This window comes from Paenibacillus vortex V453, from assembly GCF_000193415.1.
Lineage (GTDB): Bacteria > Bacillota > Bacilli > Paenibacillales > Paenibacillaceae > Paenibacillus_AQ > Paenibacillus_AQ glucanolyticus.
In genome coordinates, this window is sequence record NZ_ADHJ01000001.1 from 397,185 (window position 1) to 411,914 (window position 14,730).

Sequence of the window (14,730 nt, forward strand, 5' to 3'; positions counted from 1 at the left end):
AAGGTATGTCTCTTGAGTACGCAGAACTATATGATCGGTGTTGATATCGGAACAACAAGCACCAAAGCGGTGCTGTTCAAAGAGAATGGCGAGGTTGTAGCCAAAGCCGGCGGTGAATATCCCCTGCTCACCCCTACCCCCTCTACGGCAGAGCAAGATCCGGAGCAAATTTTTCAAACCGTCATTGCTTCTGTCCAAGGGGTCATGACACAGAGCGGAATAGCCCCTGCTCAAGTCCTGTTTGTCTCATTCAGCGCGGCCATGCACAGCGTGATTGCCGTTGATGGGAATGGCACCCCGCTGACCCGCTGCATCACCTGGGCGGATAACCGCAGCGCAGCCTGGTCTGCGAAGCTAAAAAAAGAACTGGGCGGCATGGAGCTGTACCAACGTACCGGAACACCGATTCATCCCATGTCCCCTGTCACCAAACTCATGTGGATGAGATACGAGCTGCCATCCGTATATAATCAAGCTGCCAAATTCATTTCGATTAAAGAATACGTCTATTTCAAATTATTCGGGCAGTATGTTGTCGACCATTCCATTGCATCCAGCACCGGGATGATGAACCTCGAGCAGCTGGCATGGGATCAGCAGGCCCTCGAACTTGCCGGCATCACCGAAGACCACTTGTCCACGATTGTACCCACCACCCATATCATGAAGGGCTTGAAAAATGAATTTGCTGCAGCCATGGGCCTCTCCCCGTCCACGCCATTTGTGATGGGAGCTGCCGACGGCGTTCTATCCAACTTGGGCGTGAACGCCATCCAGCCGGGCGTCGTTGCGGCCACGATCGGAACGAGCGGTGCGATCCGCACCGTAGTGGACAAGCCGATGACCGATCCCAAGGGTCGTATCTTCTGTTATGCCCTTACCGAGAAGCACTGGGTCATCGGAGGCGCGGTTAATAACGGCGGCATGATATTCCGCTGGGTGCGGGATGAATTCGCAGCCTCGGAGATTGAAACGGCCAAGCGGCTTGGCATCAATCCGTATGATGTGTTAACCAAAATCGCGGACCGTATTCCACCAGGGTCGAACGGGCTTCTCTTTCACCCGTATCTGACCGGAGAACGTGCACCATTATGGGATCCTAATGCCCGGGGATCGTTCTTTGGCTTGACCCTGAATCATAAAAAAGAGCATATGATCCGCTCCGTTTTGGAGGGTGTGATCTTTAATATGTACACCGTGCTGCTGGCGATGGAGGAGCAAATCGGCCGACCGGCCAAAATCCACGCCACCGGCGGCTTTGCCCGTTCTCCCATCTGGCGGCAAATGATGGCGGATATCTTTGATCAGCAGGTTATCGTACCGGAAAGTTATGAAAGCTCCTGTCTTGGTGCCGTGGTGCTCGGTCTGTACGCTACAGGAAGAGCGGAATCACTCGACATCGTTGGAACGATGGTCGGCGGTACCCACGAACACCATCCTGTAAAAGAAAGCTCCGACGTTTATAAGGCGCTGCTGCCCATCTTTATCCGCATTTCGCGGAAGCTGGAGGAAGATTATGAAGCGATTACCGAATTCCAGCGCAGATTCGAACAATCGTAAACTTACTATATAAGTAAAAGCCCGTTTTCGACGGAGGAAATCCATGTCGAAAAACGGGCTTTTCTTATTTTTTTATTACAGCGCATGACTAAAAAATATCCACAGAGAAAATCCCATACCGAATATGCCCCCCACCTTGCACATAAAGAAGTAGAAATCGCTAGGCTCCGGATTATCTATCATCAGATTCGAGGGTGACATATGAAACATAAAACGTTGAAAAGGCTCATATCTGAAAAAACACCAATTCATGATCCCTAACCCGAGGGCTATCAAAAAGAATCCTACGCTGCCGTTGGGGTCATGAAACTGCTCATTAGAAGCTTTAGCAAGCTCTGTAAGGATAGTAGCGAGGCTCTTGCGGATCGGATCGATGAATTTGGCCAGCGCTATCCGTGAACCTCATGCCGGGGATCACCATTTCCCCCTGTTCATCGTATGAAATAAATTTCCGTTCCGTTCTCCGAACAATTCCACACGATATTTCTTTCCGTCAGGATAAAGCACATCATATGACGTAGAATGGCCCGTTTTCGGATCATTCGGCCGGATTTCATACTGCTCGCCGCCCATCTCAACCCGTTTTTCCTCATCATAGGAATGGACGTATAACGGCCTCCCCACGGCCGAATGAACGCCCTGTATTCGATCGACCCCGCTCCCTGATTCGACAACTTTCGAGTACTTTACTCCTTCCACATAAAACACTTTCTTCGAATAATAGCCCTTCGCCCACACTCCGATCAGAACCAATGCGATGGCTAAGAAGAGTACAAGCCCTATTTTTCTCCACTCCAAGCTGCTTTCCTCCTCTGTCCACATGCTGGGTTTCCCCCAATCCCATTTTTTAATAGTACGGGTTCAGGATAAAGAAGGTTGCAATGAAACTTCCAGCGTTCCAGCCCCTAGCAACATCCAGCGTAATATAAACCTGCCAATGTGAGTTCTACTCATGAGATGCATCGATTTGATAGTTTATACAGCTCATCATAAATGCAAAACCACAATATCCCTATCAAAAAAAGCCCTCAAATTGAAATCTTTCGATTTCATCGAGGACTATCCACAGCCATTTTTCACCTTTGGTCGATTTATTTACTGCTAGAACATTCAACCAAAAGTTATGAACAGATGGTGAGAGAAGAAAATTCTGCTTGCGAATCGGACAACCTGTGAATAATTTTTCGCGCTTTGAAGCCGATGATGTCGAAAGCTAAACAGATTATAAACAATATATAGTGGTGTGAATAATAATTATGCACAACGTATTGAATTTGTGGATAAATTAGCGACATACATTGAAAATAAGGCCTTCTTTTGCTATGATGATATTACTTTTGGTTGTGAATATGTGAATGAAGCTATAATATTATCAACAGGCTGTGGATAAAGTTGTGAACAATTTCAATTTATCCATTATTTTTTTGTTTCCACAGGGTTTAGTTCTGGGGATAATTAGACATCATTCATTTTCTTTCGACATTTCCACACATGGCTCTAGCCACATTTGGAAGATTTAAAGGAGTGACAGTTTTGGAAAGCCATACTTCCGAATTATGGCAAGAAATATTATCGATTATACAAACCAAGCTGAGCAAACCGAGTTTTGACACTTGGTTTAAAGCTACGAAGGCATTGACCATTAACGATCACTCCGTCGTCATTTCTGCACCGACAACATTTGCGGTGGAATGGCTGGAGAGCCGATACACCAAGCTGGTTAGTGCAACTGTATTGGAGGTGGTGGGCAAGCAGGTTGATGTTCGCTTTGTTATTGAAGAGGCAAAAGGACACGAACCTGTGCTGCAGCAGCCATCGCCGCCGCTTGAGATATCCGGGGAAGAAATTCAGTCCCATATGCTGAATCCGAAGTATACGTTTGACACGTTTGTTATCGGTTCGGGCAACCGATTTGCACATGCTGCCTCACTCGCTGTTGCCGAAGCTCCGGCTAAGGCGTACAACCCATTATTCCTATATGGTGGGGTAGGGCTTGGAAAAACACACTTGATGCATGCCATCGGCCACTATATTTTGGAGCACAATCCCAGCAGCAAAGTCGTGTACATTTCCTCCGAGAAATTCACCAACGAATTCATCAACTCCATTCGGGACAACCGCGCTGAAAGCTTCCGCAACAAGTACCGCAGCGTCGATATTCTGCTTATTGACGACATTCAGTTCCTGGCAGGCAAAGAGTCGACGCAGGAGGAATTTTTCCATACGTTCAATGCCCTGCACGAAGAGCGGAAGCAGATTATCATATCCAGTGACCGTCCGCCTAAGGAGATTCCGACGCTGGAAGAACGGCTCCGTTCCCGGTTCGAATGGGGACTAATCACCGATATTCAGCCGCCGGATCTGGAGACACGGATCGCCATCCTTCGCAAGAAGGCGAAGGCCGAGAATTTGGATATCCCGAACGAAGCCATGATGTATATCGCGAATCAGATCGATACGAACATTCGAGAGCTGGAAGGTGCCCTTATCCGTGTAGTTGCTTATTCCTCCCTGACCAATCAGGACGTTACAACACATCTGGCAGCTGAGGCATTGAAGGATATCATCCCGTCCAGCCGGCCGAGAATGATTACGATTCAGGACATCCAGCAGAAGGTTGGCGAGTATTACAACCTGAGGCTCGAAGACTTCAAAGCCCGTAAACGGACCAAAGCCGTCGCGTTTCCGCGGCAAATTGCCATGTACTTGTCCCGCGAATTGACCGATTACTCTCTTCCCAAGATCGGAGAGGCATTCGGAGGCCGGGATCATACCACTGTCATACATGCCCATGAGAAGATTACCCAATCTCTGAAAAATGACCAGGAGCTTTTCAAAGTGGTCAATAATCTTACAGAGAAAATCAAAAATCCATCCTGAACAAGTTCAAAGCCTATGCACAATCTATACACATGTGGATAGGCTTAATTTTATGCCTTTTCTGGGGCTTATCCACATATTCAGTGCCCCTATTACTATTACTAATAATAATTAATAAATAAATTAACCATAAAGAGGGGGATCATCATGGCATTCGCCACGTGATAAAAACCCCTCTCATTTTTCCGTAAGGAGTGAAATTGATGAAAATCAGCATATTAAAAAATGTATTAAACGAATCCATTCAACACGTATCGAAGGCGATTTCCAGCCGAACCACAATCCCGATCCTCAGCGGCATTAAACTGGACGTCACTTATTCAGGTGTTACACTAACCGCTAGCGATACTGATATTTCCATTCAATCGTTTATTCCTTCGGAAGATGAGAAACATACGATCGTGCAAGTAGAGCAGCCTGGTAGTGTTGTGCTGCCGGCTAAATTTTTCGTTGAAATCATCAAGAAACTGCCTTCCCAAGAAATTCAGATGGAGGTTAAAGACAACTTCCAAACCTTTATTTCTTCAGGAGCAACGGAAATTCAGATGGTCGGCTTGGATCCCGAAGAATTCCCGGTATTGCCCAACATTGAAGACAGCCAAACCGTGTCTATACCCGGGGATCTGCTGAAAAATATGATCAAGCAAACGGTATTTTCGATCTCCACCCATGAAACAACGCCTATTTTGACAGGGGTATTGTGGAATCTTAACGATAACGAGCTGAAATTTACCGCTACGGACCGTCACCGCTTGGCTACGCGTTCAGCACAGCTTGAGGGGACTCAGGACATTTCGTTCAACAATGTCGTTATTGCAGGCAAAACACTCAATGAGCTGAGCAAGATCATTCCGGACCAAAATACACTTGTAGATATCGTTGTGGCAGATAATCAGGTATTATTTAAAATTGACCGTGTTCTGTTCTATTCCCGTATACTCGATGGAATTTATCCCGATACTTCTAGAATTATTCCAACATCGCATAAAACAGAACTTGTTTTGGACACAAAAAAATTGAGCGAGTCGATCGATCGTGCCTATCTGCTCTCCAAAGAGGAAAAAACGAACATTGTCCTCCTGCAAACGATGGAACACGGAGGCATTGAAATTTCCTCCAGCTCATCGGAGCTCGGTAAAGTGCGTGAAGAATTGGATTTGATTGATTTCAAAGGGGAGCCGCTGCGCATCTCGTTTAACTCAAAGTACATGCTCGATGTGTTGAAGGTGGTTGAGAGTGAACAGCTGATGATCGCTTTTATGGGCGTGATGAGCCCGATCGTTCTGAAGCCGCTGGACGACAGCAAGAGCCAATATATTATTCTGCCGTACCGTACGGCCAATTAAAGTTATCCCCATGTTGATAGGGATGAAAGGACGAAGTCATGAAGCAAATATTTATCCACAGTGAATATATCAAGCTGGATCAGTTCCTGAAGCTTTCAGATTGCGTATCCACAGGTGGAATGGCAAAGGCTCTGCTGCAGGAAGGAGCAGTCCTGGTCAACGACGAAAAGGAAGAGCGGCGCGGACGCAAACTGGTTCCCGGCGACATTATCAAGGTGGAGGACTGCGGAACGTTTCAGGTGGCAGCACAATAGACAGCCTCCCGCAGCCGCTTTGGCGCTAAGCGCGGAAGACGAGGGAGAGGATAAGCTTGTTTGTCAAAAATGTCAGCCTGCAGCACTATCGCAACTATGAGAAGCTGCAGCTTGAGGCGTTTGGTGATGTCAATCTGATTATCGGACGCAATGCGCAAGGAAAAACGAATTTGATGGAGGCGCTCTTCGTATTGGCTTTAACGAAGAGCCACCGCACCTCCAAGGATCGCGAATTGATTGGATTCGAGCAATCGCATGCCCATGTCTCGGCAGAGATCGATCGCAAGTATGGCGCCTTAAAGCTTGAGCTGAGTCTGTCTCAGCAGGGGAAGAAGGCAAAGATTAACGGGCTGGAGCAGCGGAAGCTCAGCGATTTCATCGGCTCGCTCAATGTCGTGATGTTTGCGCCCGAGGATCTGGAGATTGTCAAAGGCACGCCGGGGGTTCGCCGCCGGTTTCTTGACATGGAGATCGGGCAGGTGGCTCCAAGCTACTTGTTTCATCTGCAGCAATACCAGAAGGTGCTTGTGCAGCGCAACAATCTGCTGAAGCAATTATGGGGAAAAGGCAGCGCCGAGCAAGCGATGCTGGACATTTGGAACAGCCAATTGGCAGAACATGGTGTTAAAATCGTCAAGAAGAGGAAACAATTTATAAAAAAGCTGCAAAAGTGGGCCGAAAGCATCCATCAGGGCATCACAAACGGCCTCGAAGATCTCTCGCTGCACTACCTTCCGTCCTTTGCTGACGCGGAGGAAGAAGATGAAGCTGTCTTATTTGAGACATTTATGATAAAATTATCACAAATGAAAGAGCAAGAAATACGGCGTGGTATGACATTGGCAGGTCCTCATCGAGATGATCTGGCTTTTTATATTAATGGCAAAGAAGTCCAAACGTATGGATCCCAAGGCCAGCAGCGGACGACGGCGCTATCTTTGAAGCTGGCTGAAATTGAGCTGATACAGGAAGAGATCGGTGAATATCCGGTGCTGCTTCTGGATGATGTGCTGTCTGAATTGGATCCGTACCGGCAGACACAATTGATCGAGACATTCCAGAGCAAAGTGCAGACATTCATCACGGCGACGGGAATTGAGAGTTTGAATACCGACAAATTGAAGGGTGCCAGCATTTTTCATGTCCATGATGGACAGGTGGGCTCTTAAGGAGTGATTCCATATGTATATTCATTTGGGCGGAGAGAAGATCATCCGTTCGTCAGAGCTGGTTGGGATATTTGATATCTCGATAGAGAAATCTTCGAAGATCTCCAAGCAGTTCGTCACGCATGCCCAGCAGCATAAAGTCGTGGAGATGATTGGCGAAGAAGATCCGAAATCCATAGTGGTGACGAAAACGATCGTCTATTACTCCCCGATCTCCTCTGCAACGCTTAAGAAACGAGCGAATCATTTTGTAGCTCAGGCATAACAGAATCTGTAGAAGTAGGTGAACGCATGTCTATGAATCAACCGACATATGATGAGAATCAGATTCAGGTACTGGAAGGATTGGAAGCCGTTCGTAAACGTCCGGGGATGTATATCGGATCTACCAGTGCCAAGGGTTTGCATCATTTGGTATGGGAAGTTGTGGACAATAGTATTGACGAAGCGATGGCGGGAATATGCGACCATATCGAGATTATTGTCCATGAGGATAACAGTGTAACGGTTATCGATAACGGGCGCGGAATTCCGGTCGGTGAGAACGCCAAGCTGAAGAAGTCGACGTTGGAAGTCGTTATGACCGTCCTTCATGCCGGCGGTAAATTTGGCGGCGGCGGATATAAAGTATCCGGCGGTCTGCATGGCGTCGGCGTTTCGGTTGTGAATGCACTGTCTTCTAAAGTCGTGGTTCAGGTTAAACGTGACGGACACATCTACCAGCAGGAATATCATCGCGGCGTACCTCAATATGACATCAAAGTCATCGGTGATTCCGATGAGCACGGCACAACCGTAACCTTCCTGCCGGATCCGGAGATTTTCACGGAAACGACGGTATATGAGTACACCACCCTGCTAACACGGATCCGTGAGCTGGCATTCCTGAACAAGGGCATTGCACTTACACTGACGGATGAACGTACGGGTGCGTCCGACTTTTTCAAATACGAGGGCGGAATCATTGAATACGTCAAGTTCCTGAATGAGAAGAAGGAAGCTCTGCACGAAGATCCTATTTATGTTGAGGGTTCAAGGGACAATATTCAGGTTGAAGTGTCGCTTCAGTATAACGATAGTTACACCGAGAATATTTACTCTTTTGCGAATAACATCAATACGCACGAAGGTGGGACGCATGAATCCGGCTTTAAGAGTGCGCTCACTCGGATTATCAATGACTATGCCCGCAAAACCGGGATGATCAAGGATAACAACAACAACCTGTCAGGTGATGATGTACGTGAAGGATTGACGGCCATTATTTCGGTCAAGGTGCCGGAGCCACAGTTCGAAGGACAAACCAAAACCAAGCTAGGCAACAGCGAAGTGCGTGGTATTGTGGAGTCCTTGTTCGCTGAGAAGCTGCAGGAGTTCCTGCAGGAGAATCCGTCGGTGTCCCGTCGAATTTTGGAGAAGGCGCTCCAGGCATCGCGTGCGCGTGAAGCTGCGCGTAAAGCCCGGGAGATGACACGCCGGAAGAGTGCGCTTGAAGTGAGTGCTCTGCCAGGTAAACTGGCTGACTGCTCCTCCAAGGATGCTTCCATCAGTGAGCTGTACATCGTCGAAGGTGACTCTGCCGGCGGATCCGCCAAGCAGGGGCGCGACCGACATTTCCAGGCCATTTTGCCACTGCGTGGTAAAATCCTCAACGTGGAGAAAGCGCGGCTTGACCGCATTTTGTCCAACGCCGAAATCCGGGCGATTATTACGGCTCTGGGTACGGGGATTGCAGAGGATTTCGATCTGTCCAAAGCCCGTTATCACAAAATCATCATTATGACCGATGCCGATGTCGACGGTGCGCATATTCGTACCCTGCTGCTGACGTTCTTCTACCGTTACATGCGTAAGCTGGTAGAAGCGGGATATATATATATCGCTCAACCGCCGCTCTTTAAAGTCGAGCGCAACAAGGTGATCCGTTATGCCGGCAGTGAGAAAGAGCGTGACGAGATCATTAAGGAATTCGGCGAGAACGTCAAAATCAACGTACAGCGTTACAAAGGTCTCGGTGAGATGAACGCCGGCCAGCTGTGGGAGACAACAATGGATCCTGAGAGCCGTACCATGCTTCAGGTGACAATCGAGGATGCAATCCTGGCAGATACATTGTTTGATACCCTGATGGGCGACAACGTTGAGCCGCGTCGAGATTTCATTCAAGAGCATGCAAAAACGGTCCGGAATTTGGACGTATAAACGGATGTAAGCCAAAAGGGGCATCCCAAGGTCTTTGATGGCCTGGGGGCCCCTTTATTTTTTTGTCCAACATTGTCTTATCATCAGGGAATATGATTCTCACGTACTTGTTATACAAACCGTTCAAGCTTTATCAGGACCGAATCGTACGACAGTAGGGGTTAGTTCGCTTTTTTCTTGCTGGATAACTTGCGACCGTAGGCGTCAGCATATTTTTTAACCTGTTTATAGACGCTTGGATCTTTGAAAAATTTCTTGAACGGGAATAGTGCAGGTTTAGTATTAACCTCCAAAATCCAGATGTTCCACCGTTCATCGATGGCAACGTCAAGACCGATCTCTTTCAGATTGGGATAGGATTTCTGCAGCTGAGCCGCGACGTTAACCCCGACGCACATTCAGCTCTCTTCGGATGTTCTCTGCTTCTTGTGCTGTCATATGCTCAATCATCAGCGGTTTATAGTGTTGGGCAACGCCGCCGCTGTGGTGGTTGGTAATGATTTTGTTCTTGGCTGCCACCCGGCCAATAATGCCCGTGCTCACCCATTGACCCGATGGACTCTTCTGTGTAAGTACTCGAAGATCGAAGGGGCGCCCTTTATGACGAAGAAGATGAATCCCTTGCTGAATCAGATACTCTTGGCCTTGAAACAGAGCGTTCAGTGTTTTATGGAGACTCTCGAGGGAGGTAAACACATCGTTCTTTTGGTCATAACGAAGCCTGTAGGAAGCAGTTGAGGTCCCGGTAGGTTCAGCGTTTAGGGAATGGAGCTGTTCGACTGACATGACGCCGATGCCGTAGGTCCCCCGATCCGGCTTAATATACACAAGCGTGTGCGTATTAAGCATATCTTCAAGCGCCTCCATAGAATATTGGCGGGTAGAGGGAATATAAGAGGCGAGACCTTTATTGTTCAAGAGTATTTTCGTTTTCGCCCATTTACTTGCAACGCGTTGTATAGCCAACCATCTTCATCCTTTCCGGCCGTGTGATGTGTGACAGGATTTTGCCTGTCTCGTAACAAAAGGTCATGTTTATCCGAGCTCATATGAAAGATTTGGACCGACTCCAGCAAGAGAGGCTGCACCCGGAAAACATAGGACAAGTATGACAAACAGTGGTATAATATAAAGATGTGATGATTCGAAAAAGTTCTTTGCAATGCATTGTATGTGAAAAGCGGCACGGAGGACAGGGCGTATATCCCGGTATCCGGGCAAAAATCATTCTTTCACTATCCATCCCGGGTTTAATTGTGCGCGGTTTGTGAAAGTAATATAATAAAGGTTAGTGCGTTTCTAGGTTTCTGATCACTATTCTGCTTTTTTCACATAGATCAAGGCATGGTTGATAGGAAAATGAAGGAGGTCCAGCATGGCGGAAGAAAATTTCTCCCAAATCAAAGATCGGGACATTGGTACCGAGATGCGCGAGTCCTTTATGGATTACGCGATGAGCATCATTGTCAGCCGGGCTTTGCCGGATGTACGGGACGGAATGAAGCCAGTACACCGTCGTATTTTATATGCGATGTCTGAACTCGGAATGGCCCCGGATAAACCGCATAAGAAATCGGCAAGAATCGTTGGCGAGGTTATCGGTAAGTACCACCCTCACGGTGACTCCGCAGTTTATGAATCCATGGTTCGGATGGCGCAGGACTTCTCCATGCGTTACATGCTTGTTGACGGTCACGGAAACTTCGGTTCCATTGACGGCGATATGGCAGCGGCTATGCGGTATACAGAGGCGCGTTTATCGAAAATTGCCATGGAAATGCTGCGTGATATTAATAAAGAGACTATAGACTTTGCTCCAAACTATGATGGTGAGGAACATGAACCGGTTGTTCTTCCTGCGCGTTATCCTAACTTGCTGGTAAACGGCGTATCAGGAATCGCAGTAGGTATGGCCACCAATATTCCACCTCATAATCTTGGTGAAGTTATCGATGGGGTTCAGGCGATGATTCGTAATCCTGACATCACACCGATGGAGCTGATGGAATATATCCAAGGTCCGGATTTCCCTACAGCGGGTTTTATCCTTGGACGTGAAGGTATTCGTCAAGCCTATCGCACCGGTCGCGGTTCCGTTACGATGCGGGCGAAGGCAACGATTGAAGAGAATAACAACAAGGCGCGCATTGTCGTTCATGAGATTCCATATCAGGTGAACAAGGCTCGTCTGGTCGAGAAGATTGCCGAGTTGGTTCGTGACAAGCGGATTGACGGAATTACGGATCTCCGGGATGAATCGGATCGTAACGGTATGCGGATCGTGATTGAGCTGCGCCGGGATGTCAACCCGAATGTCGTGTTGAATAACCTCTATAAACATACGGCCATGCAGTCGAATTTCGGTATTAACATGCTTGCCATTGTTAACAATGAGCCGAAAATTTTGAACCTGCGGGACGTGTTGTTCTACTATCTGGAGCACCAAGTCATCGTTATTCGCCGCCGTACCGAGTTCGAACTCAGAAAGGCGGAAGCGCGTGCCCACATCCTCGAAGGTTTGCGGATTGCGCTGGATCACCTTGATGAGGTCATTGCGCTCATTCGTGCGTCCCAGACGACAGAGGCCGCTCGCGAGGGCTTGATTGAACGTTTTGGTCTTAGTCAAGAGCAGGCGCAGGCCATTCTGGATATGCGTTTGCAGCGTCTGACTGGTCTCGAACGCGAGAAAATTGAGAATGAATACCAGGAGCTTCTTGCCAAAATCGCGGAACTGCGCGAAATTTTGGCGAACGAGCATCTTGTGCTTCAGATCATCAATGATGAGCTTCAAGAGATTAAAGAGCGCTTCTCCGACGAGCGCCGTACAGAGATTACGGTTGGGGAAGACAGCATCCTGGATGAGGATCTGATTCCACGGGAAGAAGTGATCATCACCATTACGCATACCGGTTATATCAAGCGTCTGCCTGCGAACACGTATCGCAGCCAGAAGCGGGGTGGACGTGGCGTCGTGGGGATGGACACGAAGAGCGAGGACTTTGTTGAGCATCTCTTCGTGACGAATTCTCACCATTACCTCATGTTCTTCACGGACAAAGGGAAGGCGTATCGACTGAAAGCCTATGAGATTCCGGAGCTTAGTCGTACGGCACGCGGAACACCGATCATCAACCTGATTCAGATTGAGCAGGGTGAATCGATTAATGCCGTGATCCCGGTGGAGAACTTTGATAGCGATAATTTCCTGTTCTTTGCCACACGCCAAGGTGTTGTCAAGAAAACCCCGCTTGAGGATTATGTGAATATCCGCAAGGGCGGTCTGATTGCAATTAACCTGCGCGAGGATGATTCCTTGATTGAGGTCAAGCTGACAGACGGTCAGCAGGAGATCATTATAGGAACGGCGCAGGGAATGTCCATCCGCTTCAAGGAGAGCGATGTGCGCTCGATGGGAAGAAGTGCGACAGGCGTAAAAGGGATTACGCTGGATGACGATGACGAAGTCATCGGCATGGACGTTGTGGATCGGGAGCTTGATATCCTCATTGTAACGACCAAAGGTTACGGCAAGCGGACGCCAGCGAGTGATTACCGCAGCCAGACCCGTGGCGGTAAAGGGATCAAGACGATTAATATTACGGAGAAGAATGGACCGGTTGTAGCATTGAAGGTCGTGAAATCGGAAGAAGATCTCATGATCATTACGTCTAGCGGTACCATTATCCGTACTAGCATGGAAGGCATCTCCACCATGGGCCGTTATGCTCAGGGTGTGAAATTGATCAACATCCGTGAGGACGATTCTGTTGGTACGGTGTGCCGTGCGGATAAGAGCGATGATCCGGAACCGGATGATGAAGATGAAGAAGGCCAGGACGGCGACACAACGCCGACAGAGGCAACTAAAGAATAACGAAGTAAGAGGGTATAGATGCAGATTTGCATCTATGCTCTTTTTTTGTGCTTTTGGATTACAAATTCAGGGAATTGGTATTGTACAGGCTGCGGAAGTCGAACTATAATATGTATAATATAAGGTGAAGTTTGCTGCCATGGTGCAGCCTAATAGATGGAGAGGGTTGATCATGACGATCAAAGCCGTGAATGAAGTGGTGGCCGGTGTGAAGCTGGCTAAAGATGTGCACACGCCTCTTGGAGGATTGTTGCTTCAAAAAGGAAAGGTCTTGCTTCCGCGGGATCTGGAAGTACTCAAAGCTTTTATGGTGGATCAGGTTGCTGTAGAGTCTGTAGAAGCAGATAGTACAAGAATACCAACTGTAAAATCTGCAGGGCAGAAGCCGTCGCTGATTTTTACAGGGAGTCAGCAGGGGGATGGGACCGAAGAGGCACCCGTTCGAAAAGACCTTCCCCTGCACGAAGAGTACGACAAAACCATGATCTTGGTCAAAAACTGTTATCAATCTGCAATAACGGGCGAGCTTCGAATGTATGAGGTTCGTAATCAGCTGGATAATTTATTGAAGCATCAGCAGGATTATCATATTCTCAAATTTATTCCACGCATGACAAATCGTCATGATTACCGGTATCACAGCGCTGTGCTCTGTGCCCTTTCTTCATATAAGCTGGCACAGTGGGTAGGGCTTCCGCAGAAAGACTGGATGCAAGTGGCTTTTGCGGGACTGCTGCATGATATCGGCAATGCTAAAATTGATCCGATTGTGTTAAACAAACCTTCCAAACTAACCGAAGAAGAGAACGAGGAAGTGCGCCAGCATACAACTTACGGATATCAGATCCTTAAGAATGTGGCGGCGGTGAATGAAGGGGTGCGGCTCGCGGCCCTGCAGCATCATGAAAAAGTAGATGGCTCAGGTTATCCGCTTCGTCTTGAAGGGAATAAGATTCATATCTATGCCAAAATCGTAGCCGTAACGGATATCTTTCATGCGATGACCCTGGACAAGTTTTATCGGAATGCCCAGTCTCCATATCGAGTGCTGGAACAGATTCAGCTTGAAGCCTTCGGCAAACTGGATCCGAAGATCGTTCAGACCTTCATTCATAAAGTGACAGCCTTGCATTCAGGAACCAGGGTGCGTCTAAGCAATGGCAGCTCAGGGGAAATTGTATTTACCGACAGCCAGCATCCGACAAGGCCGATGGTATCGGTTCAAGGGGAGATTATCAATCTGGTGCAGCAGCGACAGCTCTATATAGAAGAAGTCATTTCCTAGTTTTAAAAAAAGGGTTGACCTACATAAGAATGCTGTGATATATTATTTCTTGCCGCTTCTGAGCGGATATATATCGCAGCTTTCATTGAAAGAAAGTTTTTCAAAAAAAGCTTGCTAAGTACTTGAGAGTGTGATATATTATAAGAGTTGCTGGTGCGAA

The 14,730-nt window shown here is 47.8% G+C and carries 13 protein-coding genes; 10 read left to right on the forward strand and 3 right to left on the reverse strand.

Annotated features, from left to right (window positions below; translation table 11 throughout):
- Positions 1-12: 12 nt before the first annotated feature.
- The gene (gene gntK / locus PVOR_RS01885; protein ID WP_006207383.1) at positions 13-1,560 is read left to right on the forward strand and encodes a gluconokinase; all 1,548 of its coding nucleotides are present in this window, start codon (positions 13-15) and stop codon (positions 1,558-1,560) included.
- A gap of 414 nt (positions 1,561-1,974) precedes the next feature.
- Here gntK and PVOR_RS31240 read toward each other — a convergent pair whose 3' ends face one another.
- Complete coding sequence (locus PVOR_RS31240; RefSeq protein ID WP_234972742.1) at positions 1,975-2,358, reverse strand: hypothetical protein; 384 nt, start codon at positions 2,356-2,358, stop codon at positions 1,975-1,977.
- Between the two features lie 445 nt (positions 2,359-2,803).
- On the opposite strand from PVOR_RS31240, the gene PVOR_RS31245 reads away from it, so the two are divergent.
- The 7 genes from PVOR_RS31245 to gyrB all read left to right on the forward strand — a co-directional run bounded on the left by PVOR_RS31245 (position 2,804) and on the right by gyrB (position 9,411).
- A complete protein-coding gene (locus PVOR_RS31245) occupies positions 2,804-2,950 on the forward strand; it encodes a hypothetical protein (RefSeq protein WP_155984610.1) in 147 nt (48 codons plus the stop codon).
- A 143-nt stretch (positions 2,951-3,093) separates the two neighbouring features.
- Entirely contained in the window at positions 3,094-4,440 is a 1,347-nt protein-coding gene (gene dnaA, locus PVOR_RS01895) for a chromosomal replication initiator protein DnaA (protein WP_006207385.1), read from the forward strand.
- A 203-nt stretch (positions 4,441-4,643) separates the two neighbouring features.
- On the forward strand, positions 4,644-5,786 hold the full coding sequence (dnaN, locus tag PVOR_RS01900; RefSeq protein WP_006207386.1) for a DNA polymerase III subunit beta: 1,143 nt from the start codon (positions 4,644-4,646) through the stop codon (positions 5,784-5,786).
- A gap of 38 nt (positions 5,787-5,824) precedes the next feature.
- The gene (yaaA, locus tag PVOR_RS01905) at positions 5,825-6,040 is read left to right on the forward strand and encodes a S4 domain-containing protein YaaA (RefSeq protein WP_006207387.1); all 216 of its coding nucleotides are present in this window, start codon (positions 5,825-5,827) and stop codon (positions 6,038-6,040) included.
- A 56-nt stretch (positions 6,041-6,096) separates the two neighbouring features.
- A complete protein-coding gene (gene recF / locus PVOR_RS01910; RefSeq protein ID WP_006207388.1) occupies positions 6,097-7,209 on the forward strand; it encodes a DNA replication/repair protein RecF in 1,113 nt (370 codons plus the stop codon).
- A gap of 13 nt (positions 7,210-7,222) precedes the next feature.
- Positions 7,223-7,474: an extracellular matrix regulator RemB gene (gene remB / locus PVOR_RS01915; protein WP_006207389.1), complete on the forward strand. Its 252-nt coding sequence runs from the start codon at positions 7,223-7,225 to the stop codon at positions 7,472-7,474.
- Between the two features lie 26 nt (positions 7,475-7,500).
- A complete protein-coding gene (gyrB, locus tag PVOR_RS01920; protein ID WP_036640565.1) occupies positions 7,501-9,411 on the forward strand; it encodes a DNA topoisomerase (ATP-hydrolyzing) subunit B in 1,911 nt (636 codons plus the stop codon).
- Positions 9,412-9,572: 161 nt separating this feature from the next.
- Here gyrB and PVOR_RS31250 read toward each other — a convergent pair whose 3' ends face one another.
- On the reverse strand, positions 9,573-9,809 hold the full coding sequence (locus tag PVOR_RS31250; RefSeq protein ID WP_234972743.1) for a YheC/YheD family protein: 237 nt from the start codon (positions 9,807-9,809) through the stop codon (positions 9,573-9,575).
- Positions 9,793-10,377, reverse strand: coding sequence for a YheC/YheD family protein (locus PVOR_RS01925; protein WP_234972744.1), 585 nt, complete (start codon positions 10,375-10,377; stop codon positions 9,793-9,795). Before PVOR_RS01925 ends, PVOR_RS31250 begins: the two co-directional genes overlap by 17 nt.
- 409 nt (positions 10,378-10,786) lie before the next feature.
- Between PVOR_RS01925 and gyrA the strand changes: the two genes are divergently transcribed.
- Both gyrA and PVOR_RS01935 read left to right on the forward strand, forming a co-directional pair.
- The gene (gene gyrA, locus PVOR_RS01930; RefSeq protein ID WP_006207391.1) at positions 10,787-13,285 is read left to right on the forward strand and encodes a DNA gyrase subunit A; all 2,499 of its coding nucleotides are present in this window, start codon (positions 10,787-10,789) and stop codon (positions 13,283-13,285) included.
- A gap of 172 nt (positions 13,286-13,457) precedes the next feature.
- Positions 13,458-14,570, forward strand: a complete 1,113-nt coding sequence (locus tag PVOR_RS01935; RefSeq protein WP_006207392.1) for an HD-GYP domain-containing protein — start codon at positions 13,458-13,460, stop codon at positions 14,568-14,570.
- Positions 14,571-14,730: the final 160 nt, after the last annotated feature.